This is a genomic window from Amycolatopsis rhabdoformis, from assembly GCF_035918295.1.
GTDB lineage: Bacteria > Actinomycetota > Actinomycetes > Mycobacteriales > Pseudonocardiaceae > Amycolatopsis > Amycolatopsis rhabdoformis.
Map to the genome: position 1 here is coordinate 7,734,800 of NZ_CP142149.1, position 14,553 is coordinate 7,749,352.

18 protein-coding genes are annotated in these 14,553 nt (G+C 70.2%); 10 read left to right on the forward strand and 8 right to left on the reverse strand.

Annotated elements, in window-relative coordinates; all coding sequences use genetic code 11:
* Window positions 1-5: 5 nt before the first annotated feature.
* The 4 genes from VSH64_RS35605 to VSH64_RS35620 form a co-directional block, all read right to left on the reverse strand.
* The gene (locus VSH64_RS35605) at window positions 6-182 is read right to left on the reverse strand and encodes a DUF397 domain-containing protein (protein WP_326567136.1); all 177 of its coding nucleotides are present in this window, start codon (window positions 180-182) and stop codon (window positions 6-8) included.
* Window positions 148-1,029: a helix-turn-helix domain-containing protein gene (locus VSH64_RS35610; protein ID WP_326567137.1), complete on the reverse strand. Its 882-nt coding sequence runs from the start codon at window positions 1,027-1,029 to the stop codon at window positions 148-150. The genes VSH64_RS35605 and VSH64_RS35610 overlap by 35 nt, the downstream gene beginning before the upstream one ends.
* Before the next feature lie 148 nt (window positions 1,030-1,177).
* A complete protein-coding gene (locus VSH64_RS35615; protein WP_326567138.1) occupies window positions 1,178-1,588 on the reverse strand; it encodes a DUF3151 domain-containing protein in 411 nt (136 codons plus the stop codon).
* A 29-nt stretch (window positions 1,589-1,617) separates the two neighbouring features.
* On the reverse strand, window positions 1,618-1,845 hold the full coding sequence (locus tag VSH64_RS35620; RefSeq protein WP_326567139.1) for a hypothetical protein: 228 nt from the start codon (window positions 1,843-1,845) through the stop codon (window positions 1,618-1,620).
* Between VSH64_RS35620 and VSH64_RS35625 the strand changes: the two genes are divergently transcribed.
* Window positions 1,832-3,004, forward strand: a complete 1,173-nt coding sequence (locus VSH64_RS35625) for a hypothetical protein (RefSeq protein WP_326567140.1) — start codon at window positions 1,832-1,834, stop codon at window positions 3,002-3,004. The two genes, VSH64_RS35620 and VSH64_RS35625, sit on opposite strands and share 14 nt — an antisense overlap.
* 52 nt (window positions 3,005-3,056) lie before the next feature.
* On the opposite strand, the gene fbaA is transcribed toward VSH64_RS35625, so the two are convergent.
* Together fbaA and VSH64_RS35635 are read right to left on the reverse strand one after the other, a co-directional pair.
* Entirely contained in the window at window positions 3,057-4,088 is a 1,032-nt protein-coding gene (gene fbaA, locus VSH64_RS35630) for a class II fructose-bisphosphate aldolase (RefSeq protein WP_326567141.1), read from the reverse strand.
* A gap of 113 nt (window positions 4,089-4,201) precedes the next feature.
* Window positions 4,202-5,023 (reverse strand): LLM class F420-dependent oxidoreductase, encoded by an 822-nt coding sequence (locus VSH64_RS35635; RefSeq protein ID WP_326567142.1) that lies wholly within the window; start codon window positions 5,021-5,023, stop codon window positions 4,202-4,204.
* A 61-nt stretch (window positions 5,024-5,084) separates the two neighbouring features.
* Between VSH64_RS35635 and VSH64_RS35640 the strand changes: the two genes are divergently transcribed.
* Complete coding sequence (locus VSH64_RS35640; RefSeq protein WP_326567143.1) at window positions 5,085-5,999, forward strand: aldo/keto reductase; 915 nt, start codon at window positions 5,085-5,087, stop codon at window positions 5,997-5,999.
* Between the two features lie 6 nt (window positions 6,000-6,005).
* Here VSH64_RS35640 and VSH64_RS35645 read toward each other — a convergent pair whose 3' ends face one another.
* A complete protein-coding gene (locus VSH64_RS35645; protein ID WP_326567144.1) occupies window positions 6,006-6,653 on the reverse strand; it encodes a maleylpyruvate isomerase N-terminal domain-containing protein in 648 nt (215 codons plus the stop codon).
* Between the two features lie 115 nt (window positions 6,654-6,768).
* Here VSH64_RS35645 and VSH64_RS35650 point away from each other — a divergent pair, with 115 nt between their 5' ends.
* From VSH64_RS35650 to VSH64_RS35670, 5 genes are all read left to right on the forward strand, one after another.
* Window positions 6,769-7,656 (forward strand): SDR family oxidoreductase, encoded by an 888-nt coding sequence (locus VSH64_RS35650; RefSeq protein WP_326567145.1) that lies wholly within the window; start codon window positions 6,769-6,771, stop codon window positions 7,654-7,656.
* 8 nt (window positions 7,657-7,664) lie between these two features.
* A complete protein-coding gene (locus VSH64_RS35655) occupies window positions 7,665-8,138 on the forward strand; it encodes a pyridoxamine 5'-phosphate oxidase family protein (protein WP_326567146.1) in 474 nt (157 codons plus the stop codon).
* Between the two features lie 81 nt (window positions 8,139-8,219).
* Window positions 8,220-9,692 (forward strand): flavin-containing monooxygenase, encoded by a 1,473-nt coding sequence (locus VSH64_RS35660; RefSeq protein ID WP_326567147.1) that lies wholly within the window; start codon window positions 8,220-8,222, stop codon window positions 9,690-9,692.
* A gap of 23 nt (window positions 9,693-9,715) precedes the next feature.
* Window positions 9,716-10,552 carry a metal-dependent hydrolase gene (locus VSH64_RS35665; RefSeq protein ID WP_326567149.1) on the forward strand — a complete coding sequence of 279 codons (837 nt, stop codon included), beginning with the start codon at window positions 9,716-9,718 and terminating at the stop codon, window positions 10,550-10,552.
* A 64-nt stretch (window positions 10,553-10,616) separates the two neighbouring features.
* Window positions 10,617-11,561, forward strand: coding sequence for a PDR/VanB family oxidoreductase (locus VSH64_RS35670; protein ID WP_326838116.1), 945 nt, complete (start codon window positions 10,617-10,619; stop codon window positions 11,559-11,561).
* A 57-nt stretch (window positions 11,562-11,618) separates the two neighbouring features.
* On the opposite strand, the gene VSH64_RS35675 is transcribed toward VSH64_RS35670, so the two are convergent.
* Window positions 11,619-11,900: a YciI family protein gene (locus VSH64_RS35675; protein WP_326567150.1), complete on the reverse strand. Its 282-nt coding sequence runs from the start codon at window positions 11,898-11,900 to the stop codon at window positions 11,619-11,621.
* A 170-nt stretch (window positions 11,901-12,070) separates the two neighbouring features.
* On the opposite strand from VSH64_RS35675, the gene VSH64_RS35680 reads away from it, so the two are divergent.
* Genes VSH64_RS35680 through VSH64_RS35690 form a run of 3 tightly spaced genes read left to right on the forward strand, consistent with a single transcriptional unit; the run spans window position 12,071 to window position 14,362 of the window.
* Window positions 12,071-12,646 (forward strand): SigE family RNA polymerase sigma factor, encoded by a 576-nt coding sequence (locus tag VSH64_RS35680; protein WP_285971557.1) that lies wholly within the window; start codon window positions 12,071-12,073, stop codon window positions 12,644-12,646.
* Between the two features lie 59 nt (window positions 12,647-12,705).
* Entirely contained in the window at window positions 12,706-13,896 is a 1,191-nt protein-coding gene (nagA, locus tag VSH64_RS35685) for an N-acetylglucosamine-6-phosphate deacetylase (protein ID WP_326567151.1), read from the forward strand.
* 58 nt (window positions 13,897-13,954) lie between these two features.
* Window positions 13,955-14,362, forward strand: a complete 408-nt coding sequence (locus tag VSH64_RS35690) for a hypothetical protein (protein WP_326567152.1) — start codon at window positions 13,955-13,957, stop codon at window positions 14,360-14,362.
* Window positions 14,363-14,553 lie beyond the last annotated feature (191 nt).

Consider the following 14,553-nt stretch of genomic DNA (forward strand, 5'->3'; position numbering starts at 1 on the left):
CGGCGCTAGCGAAGGTGGCGCAGGAAGGCCCGCCAGGCCGGGGCGGGATAGCTGTGACCGGGCAGCGTGGGGGCTTTCGAATCGCGCACCAGGGTTTCGCCGCCCCAGAGCGCGACCTCGACACACGCGCCTTCTTTGTCGCTGTAGCTACTCTTGCGCCACTCCGGATCGGTCTCCAGCACGTTCTTCGATCTCCTCCGCAAGCCGGGTAGCCAGCGCGGTGGAGTCGGCCGCACTGAGTGCGACTTTGCGGATCCCCTCGATGGCCGCGCGGTACTGCCGCACATCGTAGTCATCGGCCACGAAAGCACCCGAGCTCAAATGCTCGAAGTAGACCACCGGTCGCGAGTCGCGGATGGTGTAGAGGATGAACCTCCCGGCAAGACCGGGATGCCAACCGATGCCCGAGGGCACCACGCGGACCGTGATGGTCGGCCGTTCGGACAAACTCGCGAGAGCGCGCAGCTGCCCGGCCATCGTCGCCGGAGTGCCGAGTGTGTCTCGCAACGCCGCCTCACCGATCAGCGCTTCGAACGGCAACGGATCCGACCCGAGAATCAGATTCCGCCGCTCCATGCGAACCGCGATGCGCCGCTCGACCTCGGCGGCCGCCAGCCCGGTCGACTCCAGGAGCGCCCGCGCGTAGTCAGCGGTCTGGAGCAACCCCGGAATTCCCAGCGGCGACCACTCCGCCATTGCCTTCGCCGCGTGCTCACACGCCACCAGGCAAGTGAGCTGATTCGGCGTCCCGGGGCGACCATAGGCAATCCAGCCCTCTTCGGCGGATCCGCGCGCCAGATTGAGAATCCGCATCTTCTCGTCGCCGACAACACCCAGCGCACCCAGCACCGCCGACACATCCTCCGGCGTCGGGACCCGCGACCCGAACTCCCAGTGCGCCACCAACGACGGGTTCACCCCGATGCGCCGAGCCAGCTCACGAACGCCGAAATGCGCACCAAGCCGCACTTCACGAAGGGATGCCCCCAGGGTGCGCACCCTCGGCGTGAACATGGCCTTGGTTCTCATGCGGGAAACGTAAAGCGTCCACATTTGGGGACACTTGCGTTCACGCTGGAGATCACCCGAAGGAACTCCGGGTGGGCGGCGTCCCTCTGCCGTCTCCTGGACCGAACAGCCCCACCGGCAGAGGGACGAACACGCCCCGAAACCCGGGTTACTTCAACCCGGTCGCCTCACCCGCGGCCGGGTCCGAGTCGTTCAGGAACGCCTTCACGCGCTCGTACTCTTCGGTTTCCCCGATCCGCCCCGCGGCGATACCCAGCGCCGCCAGCGCGCGGAGGAAGCCCTGGTTCGGCCGGTGCGACCACGGCACCGGGCCGAAGCCCTTCCAGCCCGCGCGGCGGAGCTGGTCGAGGCCGCGGTGGTAGCCGGTGCGGGCGTAGGCGTAGGCGGCGACCGTTTCGCCGGACTCGAGGGACCGCTCGGCGAGGGTGGCCCACGCGGCGCTGTAGTCCGGGTGTTCGGCGGCGACGGCGGACGGGTCGGTGCCCGCGTCGAGGGCGGCCTGGGCCGCGGTGTGCTCCGGCAGCAGCGTCGGCTCGGGGCCGAGGAGGTTGTGCGTCATGACGTCATTCTGCCCACGGCCGCCAGGGGTCAGAGGAAGAGGCTCGTGAGCACGCCTCCGCCGGCCAGCACGAGGGCGGCGACGACGACGGCTGCGACAACGCGTTTCGGCATCATGGCGCGACACCATGCCGTGGAACCGGCCGCCGAGGCAAATCCGTCACCCAGGCGCCACCCGTAGGGGTGAACCCTGGTTTTCGGGCCGTTTGGCACCTTCCGCACCACCCCTGCCCGCGCGCCGGGAATGATGTCCGGCATGACGCAGGTAGACGTGATCCCGCGGAGCCCGGTCGGGAAGACCCGGCTGTTCTTCCAGCGGCACTGGCAACGCGGCTCGGCGGGTCAGCCGACGCCCGACTGGGTGCTGCGGTTCTGCTACGGCATGTGGCTGGCGGCGTTCGCGTTCAAGCTGGTGGGTTCGTCGTGGGACATGTCGTGGCACTTCAAGTGGCTGCGCGACGACCTGGCGCCGCCGCACCTGATCAACACCGTGGGCACGGTGATCATCATCGTGCTCGTGGTGATCCACAGTTACACGGGCCTGGGCTGCGACAAACCGTCGCTGCGGCTCATGCAGACGGGCCTGGTCGTGTTCCTCGTCGCGGCGCCACTCGACGTGATCAACCACCGCGTGAACGGCCTCGACCTCACCGCGTGGAGCCCGTCGCACATGATGCTGTACCTCGGCACGGGCATCATGCAGGCCGGCGTGCTGCTGGGCTGGATCCGCCTGTCGCCGCCGGGCCGCTTCCGCACCGGCGTACTGCTGGCGCTGTGGGCGTTTTTCCTCGAGAACACGTTCTTCCCCAACGGCCAGCAGGAGTACGGCATCCTCGGCCTGCGCGCGTGGGAACGCGGCGCGCCGGAGGCCGAACCGTCGCTGCTGAGCTTCGCGGCGAACCAGATCGGCCACCCCGTGGACCGCACCGCGATCCTGCACTTCACGATGCCGATCCCGGAGTGGGTCTACCCGCTGTGGGGCATCGCCGTGACCGCGCTGATCCTCGCGCTGGCCAGGCACACGCTGAAGTTCCGCTGGGCGGCACTTTCGGTGGCCGGCGCGTACGTGGCCTACCGCTGCGTGATGTGGCCGCTGCTGCTGGGCCTGGGTTTCCCGGTGTCGACGGTGCCGTTCTACCTGCTGGCCGTGGGCCTCGCGGTGGACCTGGCCGTGACCATCGGCGCCGGCCACCGCATCGCGACGGCGGGCATCGGCGCGCTCCTCGCCGCGGCCTTCGGCTACGGCGCGCTGTGGCTGCAGTCCCAGCTGCGCCCGTGGTTCCTGGGTGACGCGCACACGGAGTCGGCGCCGCCGGTGGCGTACTGGACGGTGGCCGTCGCACTGGTCGGCGTGTTCGCGCTGTGGGCCGCGGCGAGCCCGGCCACCCGCTGGTGGACGGCCCGAAAAGCCGCCTGACGCAGCAGCGGCCCTTCCCCCAGCACGAGGGAAGGGCCGCTGCGAACGAGCCTTACTTGACCTTCGTGCCCGCCGAGCCCAGGGCCTGGCACGCCTCGACCACGCGAGCCGCCATGCCGCCCTCGGCGGCCTTCAGGTACGAGCGCGGGTCGTAGACCTTCTTGTTGCCCACTTCGCCGTCGATCTTCAGGACGCCGTCGTAGTTCTTGAAGAAGTGGTCCACGATGGGGCGCGTGAACGCGTACTGCGTGTCGGTGTCCACGTTCATCTTCACGACGCCGTAGGACACCGCCTCGCGGATCTCTTCGGGCAGCGAGCCCGAGCCGCCGTGGAAGACGAGTTCGAAGGGCTTCGAGCCGGCGTCGAGGCCGAGCTTCTTGGCCGCCGCTTCCTGGCCGCCCTTGAGCACGTCCGGGCGCAGCTTCACGTTGCCCGGCTTGTACACGCCGTGGACGTTGCCGAAGGTGGCCGCCAGCAGGTAGCGGCCCTTGTCGCCCGAACCGAGGGCGTCGATGGTCTTCAGGAAGTCGCCTTCGGCGGTGTAGAGCTTCTCGTTGATGTCGTGCGCGACACCGTCCTCTTCACCACCGACGACGCCGATCTCGACCTCGAGGATGATGTGCGCCGCCGCCGTCTTGGCGAGCAACTCCTGCGCGATCTCGAGGTTCTCGTCGAGGTCGATGGCGGAGCCGTCCCACATGTGCGACTGGAAAAGCGGGTTCTGGCCGTTCTTCACGCGCTCGGCCGAGATCTCGATCAGCGGGCGCACGAAACCGTCGAGCTTGTCCTTGGGGCAGTGGTCGGTGTGGAGCGCGACGTTCACGTCGTACTTCGCGGCCACGACCTGCGCGAACTCCGCCAGCGCCGACGCGCCGGTGACCATCTCCTTCACCTTCTGCCCGGACGCGAACTCCGCGCCGCCGGTGGAGACCTGGATGATCCCGTCGCTCTCGGCCTCGGCGAAGCCGCGGATCGCGGCGTTCACGGTTTCCGACGAGGTCACGTTGATGGCCGGGTAGGCGAACTCGTTCGCCTTGGCCCGGTCGAGCATCTCCGCGTAGACCTCGGGGGTGGCGATGGGCATCGGTTCCTCCTCGGGACAGACTGGCTTCTCAGCCGCATCGTACGAGGTGGACCGGCCGTGCGGACCGGTCCACCTCATTTACGACCGCTATGGACATCCTCACGTGGAACGATTCAGAACAACTCCGCCGCCAGCGCCCGATATGCCGGGAACGGGTCATTGTCGAGGACCTGCACGTTCACGTGGTCAGCACCCGCGTCGAGGTGCGCGCGCACGCCCGCGGCGATGGTCGGGGCGTCGCCGTGCAGCACCAGGGCGTCGACGAGCCGGTCGCTGCCCTCGCCGGCGAGGTCCTCGTCGGTGAAGCCGAGCTTGCGCAGGTTGGCCGTGTAGTTGGACAGCTTCAGGTAGAACTGCACGGTCTTGCGGCCCAGCGCGCGGGCTTTTTCAACGTCGGTGTCGTACACCACCTTGTGCTCCGGCGCGATCAGCGGACCGGCGCCGAGCAGCTCACGGGCGGAGCGCGTGTGCTCGGGCGTGGTGAGGTACGGGTGCGCGCCGGCCGTGCGGTCGCCCGCCAGCTTCAGCACCTTCGGGCCGAGCGCGGCCAGCGCGCGCGAGTCCTTCGGCACGCCCGCGGTGTCGAGCGCGTCGAGGTATTCGACGAGCGCGGCGTAGGGCTTCTTGTACTCCTGCGTGGCCTCGGGGTGGCCCGCGCCGACGCCGAGCAGGAACCGGCCGGGGTGCTTGCCCTCGATGCGGTGGAACGCCTTCGCGATGGACTCGGGAGCGTCGGCCCAGATGTTGACGATGCCGGTGGCGACGGCGAGGTGCTCGGTCGCGTCGAGCAGTTCCTCGACGATCGCGAGGTCACCGCCAGGGGAGCCGCCGAGCCACAGGGCGCCGTAGCCGAGCTTCTCCACCTCCGCCGCGAACTCCCCGTTCGTCTGCGTGGCGCTGCGCCAAATGCCGATCGTGCCCAGTTGGATAGCCATGATTCATCCCAACACCCGTCGCCCGGCGAATTCTTCCGGGGCCCGGTTGTAGTTTCGTGGCATGACCAAGCTCGGCAACTCGGACCTCGACGTCTACGGCCTCAACCTCGGCTGCAACGTCTTCAACTTCACCGCGGACGAAACGGCTTCCCACGCGGTTCTCGACGCCTACGCTTCAGCCGGCGGCAACTTCCTCGACACCGCCGACGTGTACGGCGGTGGCGGCGGCTCCGAAACGATCATCGGCAACTGGCTCTCCCGCCGCGGCCGGCGCGACGACATCGTGATCGCCACGAAGGTCGGCGCGTGGGAGCAGCGCAAGGGCCTCTCGGCCGCCAACATCACCGCGGCCGCCGAGGATTCGTTGCGGCGCCTGCAAACCGACCACATCGACCTGTACTACGCACACAAGGACGACCAGGACACGCCGCTCGAAGAGACCCTGTCGGCCTTCGACGCGCTCGTGCGCGCCGGCAAGGTGCGCCACATCGCGGCCTCGAACTACTCGGCCGAGCGGCTGACCGAGGCACTGTCCATTTCGGACCGTGAGGGCTTCGCGCGGTACGTGGCGCTGCAGCCGCACTACAACCTCGTCGAGCGCGACTACGAAACGGACCTCGCGCCCACGGTTTCCCGTGAGGGCCTTTCGACGCTGCCGTATTTCGCACTGGCCAAGGGTTTCCTCACCGGCAAGTACCGCTCGGCCGACGAGCCGGGCGACTCGCCGCGCGCGCCGCGGGCCATCGCGTACCTGGACGACCGCGGCGAGCGCGTGCTGGCGGCGCTGGACTCGATCGCCTCGGCGCACGGCGCGTCCGTCGCCTCGGTGGCGCTGGCCTGGCTGCGCGTGCAGCCGACGGTCGCCGCCCCGATCGCGAGCGCACGCACCGTGGAGCAGCTCACGGATCTGATCGCGTCGGTGTCGCTGGAGCTGACCGGTGACGAGGTCGAGGCGCTGACCAAGGCTTCCGTCTGAGTCGAGCTAGAACGCGCTGATGTTCTCCGCTCGTTCCCGCCGGGTCAGGGTGCTCACCACCGCACCCTGACCATGGCGGCGAACCGCCAAGCGGGACAGCAACGCGAGCACCGGCGTGAAGGCCGCTTCGGAGAACTCCGGCGCCGGCACGTCGACACTCGCGGCGAGGTCGGCCGAGTGCACGACGAGTTCGAGCAGCCGCGTGTGCAGGAAGTCGTTGCGCCGCAACGCCCAGCCCTGCCACGGCACGTCGACCCGCTCCGGCGCTTCCCCGCCGCGCAGCTGCCGGGCGACGGTGGCGAGGTCGGCGTCGAAGCGCGCGAGCATCCAGTCGCGGCCGCGGGCGGCCTCGGCGTCGTCGGTGGTGCGGTCGTTGGCCGCGTCGGCCAGGGACGTCGAGGTGACCCAGGCGGCCCGCGCGTAGTGCTCGTCGACGACGTCGAGCACCGGCAGGGTCGAGGGCGCCGCGAGCAGCTCGGCCGCCCGGGTCACCTGGCGCGCGAGGTGACACGCCAGCGCGCCCACGGTCATCTCCGGCAACGCGCTGGGCTCACCCCACCGAGTGCCCACCTCAGCAGCCCGCAGCAACGCCGAACACACGGCTGCGGCGTCGAGAAACGGCTGGTCCAGGTGCCCTGCGGGAGCGTGATCCATGGCCCCAGCCTGCCACCACCCGACCCGGCCCCGTACCTACTGAGAAGTAGCTTACTCGGGGTAGGTTGAGGTACCGTCCCCTCCGCAAGCGCAACCGCACGCCGAGGAGGGCACCGTGGCGAGGAACGTCGACGGCAAGGTCGTGTTGATCACCGGAGCCGCGCGGGGCATCGGGGCCGGGCTGGCGGAGCGGCTGGCCGCGCGAGGCGCCAAGGTCGCGCTGGTCGGACTCGAGGCCGCGGAGCAGCAGAAGGTCGCCGAGAAGATCGGCCCCAGCGCGCACGCGTGGGAAGCCGACGTGACCAGCTGGGCCGACCTCGAGAAAGCCACGGCGGGAGTCGTGGAGCACTTCGGGGGCATCGACATCGTGATCGCCAACGCGGGCATCGCCACGGCCGGCTTCGTGCGCAGCGTCGACCCGCAGGCGTTCGAGAAGGTGATCGAGGTCGACCTGCTCGGCGTGTGGCGCACCTTCCGCGTCACGCTGCCCCACGTGATCGAGCGGCGCGGCTACCTGCTGGCGATCTCGTCGCTGGCCGCGATCACGCACGCGCCCGGCATGGCGAACTACGCGGCGGCCAAGGCCGGCGTCGAGGCGTTCTCCAACAGCCTGCGCGCGGAAGTGGCGCACCTCGGCGTGAAGGTCGGCGTCGCGCACCCCACGTGGATCCGCACGGACCTGGTCGAAAGCGCCGACGCGCACCCGGTTTTCGGCAAGCTGCGCGCGTCGATGCCGGGGCTGATCGGCAAGACCTACCCGCTCGACGTGGCGCTCGACGACCTCGAAGCCGGCATCCTCAAGCGCGCGCGGACGATCCACGTGCCACGCTGGGTCGGCGGCCTCAAGCTGCTGCGCGCGTTCCTGCCGCCGATCATCGAATTCGGCTCGCGGGCCCGCGTGCCGGCGGCGGACAAGGCCGCGCTGGACGACATCGAGCAGCGCGGCGCGTACGAGTCGGCGGTGACCGGCCACGGCGGACGGGCTGCGACCAAACCCGAATAGGAGCGCGCATGTCCCGTCGCGACCAGATCCGCATGACGCCGGAGGAGATCCGGGCCTACCTCGACGAGCAGAAGGTGATCAACGTCGCCACGGTCGGCCCGCGCAACCGGCCGCACCTGGCGCCGCTCTGGTACTTCCCGCACGAGGACGGCGTCGCGACCTGGACGTACGGCAGCTCGCAGAAGGCGAAGAACCTGCGCCGCCTGCCCGAGGCCACCGTGCTGATCGAAAGCGGCGACTCGTACGAGAAGCTGCGCGGCATCTCGCTCGAGGCCGACGTGCAGATCATCGAGGACACCGACGAGGTCACCCGCATGGGCATCACGCTCATGCAGCGCTACGCCGGCGCCAAGCCGGGCGACCCGGTGCCGCCGGAGCTCAGCGAGTTCATCGGCCGCCAGGCGCCGAAGCGCATCGGGTTGATCTTCCACCCGTCGAAGATCGTCTCGTGGGACCACACGAAGCTCGGCGGTACCTACTAACGGGTAGCAGGTACTTTCAAGTAACTGTTACTTGAGGTAACGTCATCTGCGGCAGACCCCCAGCGCAGCGGAGGCCGACAGATGACCGAGCGGTTCAAGGTCGTGATCGTGGGCACCGGGTTTTCCGGGCTCGGGCAGGCGATCCAGCTCGAAAAGGCCGGCATCCGGGACTACGTGATCCTGGAGAAGGCCGACGAAGTGGGCGGCACCTGGCGGGACAACTCGTACCCCGGGTGCGCCTGCGACGTGCAGTCGCACATGTACTCGTTCTCCTACGAGCAGAACCCGGACTGGTCCCGGTCGTTCTCGCCGCAGCCGGAGATCTTCGACTACCTCAAGGGCGTCGCGGACAAGTACCGGCTGCGCGAGCGGATCCGCTTCGGCGCGGAGATCACGGGCGCGCACTGGGACGCGGGTGAGCGCCGCTGGACGGTGACGACCAAGGGGGGCGGCGAGCTCTCCGCGCAGTTCCTGGTCTCCGGCGTCGGCGGCCTGCACATCCCGTCGATCCCGAAGCTGCCGGGAATCGAGAAGTTCGCGGGCCAGACCTGGCACTCGGCGCAGTGGAACCACGAGTTCGACCTGCGCGGCAAGCGGGTCGCCGTGGTCGGCACGGGCGCGAGCGCGGTCCAGTTCGTGCCGCAGATCGCCCCCGAAACGGCCGAGCTCACGCTGTTCCAGCGCACGCCGCCGTGGATCATGCCGAAGCCGGACCACCCGATGCCCGGCTGGGCGAAGCAACTGTTCCGCTACGTCCCCGGCACGCAGCGGCTGTACCGCAACGCGCTGTACTGGCTGCTGGAAGCACGCGCCATCGGCTTCAACGGTCACCCGAAGCTCATGCACGCCGCCGAATCGATCGCGCGCCGGCACATCGCGAAGGGCATCAGCGACCCGAAGCTGCGCCGCAAGGTGACGCCGGACTACACCATGGGCTGCAAGCGCGTGCTCATCTCCAACGACTACTACCCCGCACTGAACCGCCCGAACGTCGACGTGGTCACCGACGGAGTCCGCGAAGTGCGCGAGCACAGCGTGGTCGACGAAGCGGGCGTGGAGCACGAAGTCGACGCGATCATCTACGGCACCGGCTTCCACGTCACGGACGCGTTGGAGTACCTCGACATCACCGGCGTCGAAGGCCGCAGCCTCGCGAAAACCTGGGCCACCGACGGGATCCGCACGCACAAGGGCATCACCGTGGCCGGGTTCCCGAACCTGTTTTTCCTCCTCGGCCCCAACACCGCGCTGGGCCACAACTCCGTGGTGTTCATGATCGAATCGCAGTCGCGCTACGTCGTCGACGCGATCAAGCTCGCCGACTCCCACGGCGCCGCCGCGCTCGACGTGCGCCCGTCGGTGCAGGACGAGTTCCAGCGCGAGATCCAGGACAAGCTGGTGAAGGGCGTGTGGACCCAAGGCGGCTGCACGAGCTGGTACCTCGACGCCAAGGGTGTGAACCGCACGATCTGGCCCGGGTTCACGTGGAAGTACTGGCTCGAGACGCGCCGCGTGGAGCCGAGTGACTACGAGCTGTCCGGCCGGCCGTCGTGAAACCGCTCGACCACGAACAAATCGTGCTGCACGCACGTGACGTGCACTTCGACTGGGCCTCGCTGCCGATGCACTGGATCCCCGGCGAACCGCAGGCCACCCACAGCATCAACGTGCTGCACATCGCGCTGCCCGAAGGCGAACGCTGGTTCGTGGAGGTCTTCAAGCAGGCTGTGCCGCTGATCCGCGACGAGCGCCTGAAGGAAGACGTGCTCGGCTTCATCGGCCAGGAGGCCGTGCACGCCGAAGCCCACGACGGCGCCGCGCAGCACCTCGAAGCCGCGGGCCTGAACGTGCGGCCGTACGTGGCGCAGATGGAGTGGATGTTCCGCCGGCTGCTCGGTGACCGTCCGGGCGCCGGCGAGGAATGGCTCGTGGAGCGGCTCGCGCTGATCGCGGCGATCGAGCACTACACGGCGTTCCTCGGCCAGTGGGTGCTCGACGCGTCGGCGCTCGACGACGCCGGCTCCGATCCGACGATGCTCGACCTGCTGCGCTGGCACGGTGCCGAAGAGGTGGAGCACCGATCCGTGGCGTTCGACCTGTTCTGCCACCTCGACGGCCGGTACTCGCGCCGCGTGCGCAGCATGCTCGTGGTGACGCCGGTGCTCGCGTGGATCTTCGTGCGCGGCACCAAGTTCCTCATGCGCAATGACCCGACGCGGCCGGGGCGGGCTTCGTGGCGCGCGTACCTGAAGGCCGCGAAGCGCGGTGTCGCGCCTTCGCCGCGTGAGCTGCTGCGGGAGATCCGGCCGTACTTCCGCCGCTCGTACCACCCGACGGAGACCGGCAGCACCGACCAGGCCGTGGCTTACCTCGCGAGTTCGCCCGCGGCCCGCGCGGCCGATGCACCGAAGTGACCGCGTCGCAGTGATCCCGGAGTTCCCGCCGCGGCTCGACGGCACCGGCCGGCGCGACCGGCTGATGTCCACTTTGGTCGGGGTCGGCGCGGCGTACCGACGCCTCGCCGAGCACTCGGGCCGGCGCCGGCCGCCGGTGCGCGCGGTGGACCGGGCCATTCCGCTGGTCGTCGAGGCCGTGCGAGCCGAAGCCGACGAGGTGGTGTCGCTGCGGCTCACCTCGGACCGGCCGCTGCCGAGCTGGCGGCCCGGCGCGCACGTCGACCTGGTGCTGCCGTCGGGGCTCGTGCGGCAGTACTCGCTCTGCGGCGACCCGGCGGACCTCTCGCACTACCGCGTGGCCGTGCGGCGGATCGGCGCCGCGTCGGGCGAGGTGCACGCGCTCGCGCCCGGTACCAAGGTCGCGGTGAAGGGGCCGCGCAACGCGTTCCCGTTCGTGGCGGCGGACTCGTACTGGTTCGTGGCCGGCGGCATCGGCATCACGCCGATCCTGCCGATGGTCCACGCCGCGGCCGCGCGGGGCGTGGAGTGGCGGCTCGTCTACACGGGACGCACGCGCGCGTCGATGCCGTTCCTGGAAGAACTTTCGCGTTTGCCCGAGGATCGCGTGTGGGTGCGGCCGGACACCGAGTACGGCGTGCCCGCCTCCGGCGCGGAGCTGCTCGAAGGCGTGCCCGACGGCGCTTCGGTGTACTGCTGCGGACCGGTGCCGATGATCACGGGCGTGCGCGTGGATCTGGAGCTGACCGCCGCGCGGGCGGTGTACTTCGAGCGGTTCTCGACGCCACCGATCGTCGGCGGCGAGCCGTACCGCGTGGTGCTGCGCCGCAGCGGCCGCACGCTCGACGTGCCGGCCGACCGCTCGACCCTCGACGTGGTGCGCGAAGTGCTTCCTGACGTGGCGTTTTCCTGCCGGCAGGGCTTCTGCGGCACCTGTGCGGTGACCACGCCGGACGGTGGTTCGGTGCGGATCTGCGTGGACCGCGGACCCGCGGTTCTCGACCTCTAGACCAGAGCCGTGAAGGGCACCTCGCCGTCCGGCAAAGCGCCCTTCACCACGCTTCGGTTACGCCTGCGGCACCCAAGCGCCGAGCACCGGCTTGTACTCCCGCACCGAACGGTCGGCGACCACGCCTTCGAGCTGGTACGGGTCCTTGCCGATCAGTTCTTCGAGCGCCGCCTCGTCCTCGGCCTGCCACAGGACCAGACCACCGGAGCCGTCGGCGAGCGGACCGGCGACGGCGACGCGGCCTTCGGCGGAGTGCTGGGCCAGCCACTCACGGTGACGTGGCCGGACGTCGGCCACCTTTTCCTGCACGTAACGGATTTCGACCAGGTACCAGGCCATGTGGATCTCCCGCGGGGATGCGTTGGTGACGCCGCCGACGCTACCGGGCAATACCGTGGGGTCCCAGCATCCGACCAGTGGCGGGACAGGGATCACCCGATACGCTAGGGCTGCGCCGGAAGTTCGGCGCAGGGGCACCGCAGAGGTCGAGAACAGGCAGGCAGGGGTACATGCTGGAGGGCAACGCGGAACGCAGTGTCGAGGCGACCCTCGGACACCTGCGGACCATGGACGGGCCGGTTCCGCCGCAGCAGCCGGCCGCACCGCTGACCCTGGAGGACCTGTACCGCCAGCACCGGATGCGGCTCGTGCGGCTCGCGATCCTGCTGGTCGACGAGCCGGCGACGGCCGAGGACGTGGTGCAGGAGGCGTTCACCGGTCTGCACCGCAACTGGGGCCGGCTGCGCGACGCGGCGGCGGCCGTCGGATATCTGCGCACGGCCGTGGTCAACGGCTCACGCAGCGTGCTGCGCCGGCGCAAGACGGCCCGTGAATACGTGCCTCCGCACGCCGTGAACGCGCGCTCCGCGGAGAGCCTCGCGATGCTCTCGAGCGAGCACCAAGCCGTGGTCAGCGCCCTGTCGAAGCTGCCGCCGCGCCAGCGCGAGGTGCTGGTGCTGAGGTACTACGGCGGGCTCAGCGAGGCCGAGATCTCGGAGGCCGCGGGCATCTCGAAGGGTACCGTTAAGTCGACCGCCAGCCGGGCGCTGGAGGCCCTGCAGAAGGCGATGCAGACCCCCCAGTGACCCGGGTGGACCAATCTCGATCACCGAGTTGCGTAGCCATGTCTGGTCCAGACCAATATATGCTGGAGGGCGTGAAGCACGCCGGAGACTTCGTCATCACGGGCGGCCGGGTCGTCGCCCCGGACCGCGTACTCGACGACGGCTGGCTCGCCGTCTCCGACGGGCGCATCGCCGCCGTCGGCACGGGGACGCCGCCGGGTGGCCCCGCCACCGAGGTCGTCGACGTCGGTGGGGCGCTCGTGGTGCCCGGGTTCATCGACACGCACTGCCACGGCGGTGGCGGCGCGTCGTTCTCCACTCTGGACCCGGACGAGATCCTCACGGCCGTGCGCGCGCACCGGCGCCACGGCACCACCACCACGCTCGCGAGCCTGGTCTCGGACCCGATCGACCTGCTCACCGAGCAGATCGCGGCGCTGCGCGAACTCGTGCAGGACGGTGAGCTCGCCGGCATCCACCTCGAGGGCCCGTTCATCTCCCGCGCCCGCTGCGGCGCGCACGATCCGGACACCCTGCGTGAACCGGACACGGGCACCGTCGACAAGCTGCTGCGCGCCGGCGCCGGCGCGATCCGCATGGTCACGCTCGCACCGGAGCTCAACGGCGGCGTGAAGGCCGTGCGCCAGCTCGCCGAATCGGGCGTGACGGCCGCGATCGGACACACCGACGGCCTCGCCGAGCAGCTCGTGCCGGCCATCGACGCGGGCGCCACCGTGGCGACGCACCTGTTCAACGGCATGCGCCCGCTGCACCACCGCGAGCCCGGCCCGGTCGGCGTGCTGCTCGACGACGAGCGCGTGACCGTCGAACTCATCTGCGACCTCGTGCACCTGCACCCCACCGTCGTGCGGCTGGCGGCTTCGCACGCCGGCCGCGGCCGCACGGTGCTCATCACCGACGCCATGTCGGCCACCGACGCCGCCGACGGCCGCTACACCCTGGGCCGCCTCGAGGTCGACGTGCACGACGGCGTGGCCACCCTCGACAACGGCTCCCTGGCCGGCAGCACGTTGACGATGGACAACGCCTTCCGCAACTTGGTGAAGGGTGCCAAACTCGGTGTCCTCGACGCCGTCCGGGCGACCTCCGGCCGGCCCGCCGAGCTCCTGGGCATCGCCGACCGCACGGGCTCCCTGCGGCCGGGCCTCGCCGCCGACGTCGTCGTGCTCGACGACGACCTGCGGCCCGTCCGGGTGCTGCGCCGGGGCGAATGGGTCGCCGAGGTCGGCCGGGCTACCTTGAGCACGTAAACGCTGCACGCCGGGGCGTTCGCGGTCTTCGCGAGCTCCCGCGGGGAATCGGAGAGGGATGAGCGAGCCAAAAGACCCGGAACGCCTCCTGGCCGACGCCCTGCGCGCCCAGGCCGTCTTCGCTCCGCACACCAGCCCGTCGCCGCCGGACTCGACCGGCCCCACCGCCGGCGCCACCGGGCCGACGGAGGAACTGCCCCCGCGCTACGGCCTCCTGTCGGGCGCGGGCGCGGACTCACTGGCGCGCGAGCGCGCGGCGCTGGACGCGGCCTCGGGCCTGCGGACGACTCCGGTTCCTTCGGGAGCTCCCCGGCCGGGTCCGGTTTCCGGCGCACCGGATCCCGCGACGGTTCGCCATGCGGTGCCGAGTGGGCCGGCGCCGTTGCCGGTGCATTGGGTGCTGTTGCTGGCTCTGCTGCTGGGGTTGGCGGCGGGTTCGGTCATCGGCCTGCTGACCCTGGTCTGACGGCCCCGTCTCCTCCGGCGGCTTCGAGGGGTGGTCGCAACACTCGAGCGTGCGTTGCGAATCGAAGCGCACCTTCGGGCTCGAGGCTGCGACGGCCGTGGTCGGCGTGGCCGAGGCCCGCGATGCCGATGATCAGCGGCTCGGCACGCCGAGCTACGCGGCCTCAATCACCCGGGATGCTCGGGCAGCCA

Coding starts and splice junctions, on each gene's coding strand:
- VSH64_RS35610 (WP_326567137.1), bottom strand. CDS start 1,029: ATGAGAACCAAGGCCATGTTCACGCCGAGGGTGCGCACCCTGGGGGCA.
- VSH64_RS35615 (WP_326567138.1), bottom strand. CDS start 1,588: ATGACGCACAACCTCCTCGGCCCCGAGCCGACGCTGCTGCCGGAGCAC.
- VSH64_RS35625 (WP_326567140.1), top strand. CDS start 1,832: ATGATGTCCGGCATGACGCAGGTAGACGTGATCCCGCGGAGCCCGGTC.
- VSH64_RS35620 (WP_326567139.1), bottom strand. CDS start 1,845: ATGCCGGACATCATTCCCGGCGCGCGGGCAGGGGTGGTGCGGAAGGTG.
- fbaA (WP_326567141.1), bottom strand. CDS start 4,088: ATGCCCATCGCCACCCCCGAGGTCTACGCGGAGATGCTCGACCGGGCC.
- VSH64_RS35635 (WP_326567142.1), bottom strand. CDS start 5,023: ATGGCTATCCAACTGGGCACGATCGGCATTTGGCGCAGCGCCACGCAG.
- VSH64_RS35640 (WP_326567143.1), top strand. CDS start 5,085: ATGACCAAGCTCGGCAACTCGGACCTCGACGTCTACGGCCTCAACCTC.
- VSH64_RS35645 (WP_326567144.1), bottom strand. CDS start 6,653: ATGGATCACGCTCCCGCAGGGCACCTGGACCAGCCGTTTCTCGACGCC.
- VSH64_RS35655 (WP_326567146.1), top strand. CDS start 7,665: ATGTCCCGTCGCGACCAGATCCGCATGACGCCGGAGGAGATCCGGGCC.
- VSH64_RS35660 (WP_326567147.1), top strand. CDS start 8,220: ATGACCGAGCGGTTCAAGGTCGTGATCGTGGGCACCGGGTTTTCCGGG.
- VSH64_RS35670 (WP_326838116.1), top strand. CDS start 10,617: ATGTCCACTTTGGTCGGGGTCGGCGCGGCGTACCGACGCCTCGCCGAG.
- VSH64_RS35675 (WP_326567150.1), bottom strand. CDS start 11,900: ATGGCCTGGTACCTGGTCGAAATCCGTTACGTGCAGGAAAAGGTGGCC.
- VSH64_RS35680 (WP_285971557.1), top strand. CDS start 12,071: ATGCTGGAGGGCAACGCGGAACGCAGTGTCGAGGCGACCCTCGGACAC.
- nagA (WP_326567151.1), top strand. CDS start 12,706: ATGCTGGAGGGCGTGAAGCACGCCGGAGACTTCGTCATCACGGGCGGC.
- VSH64_RS35690 (WP_326567152.1), top strand. CDS start 13,955: ATGAGCGAGCCAAAAGACCCGGAACGCCTCCTGGCCGACGCCCTGCGC.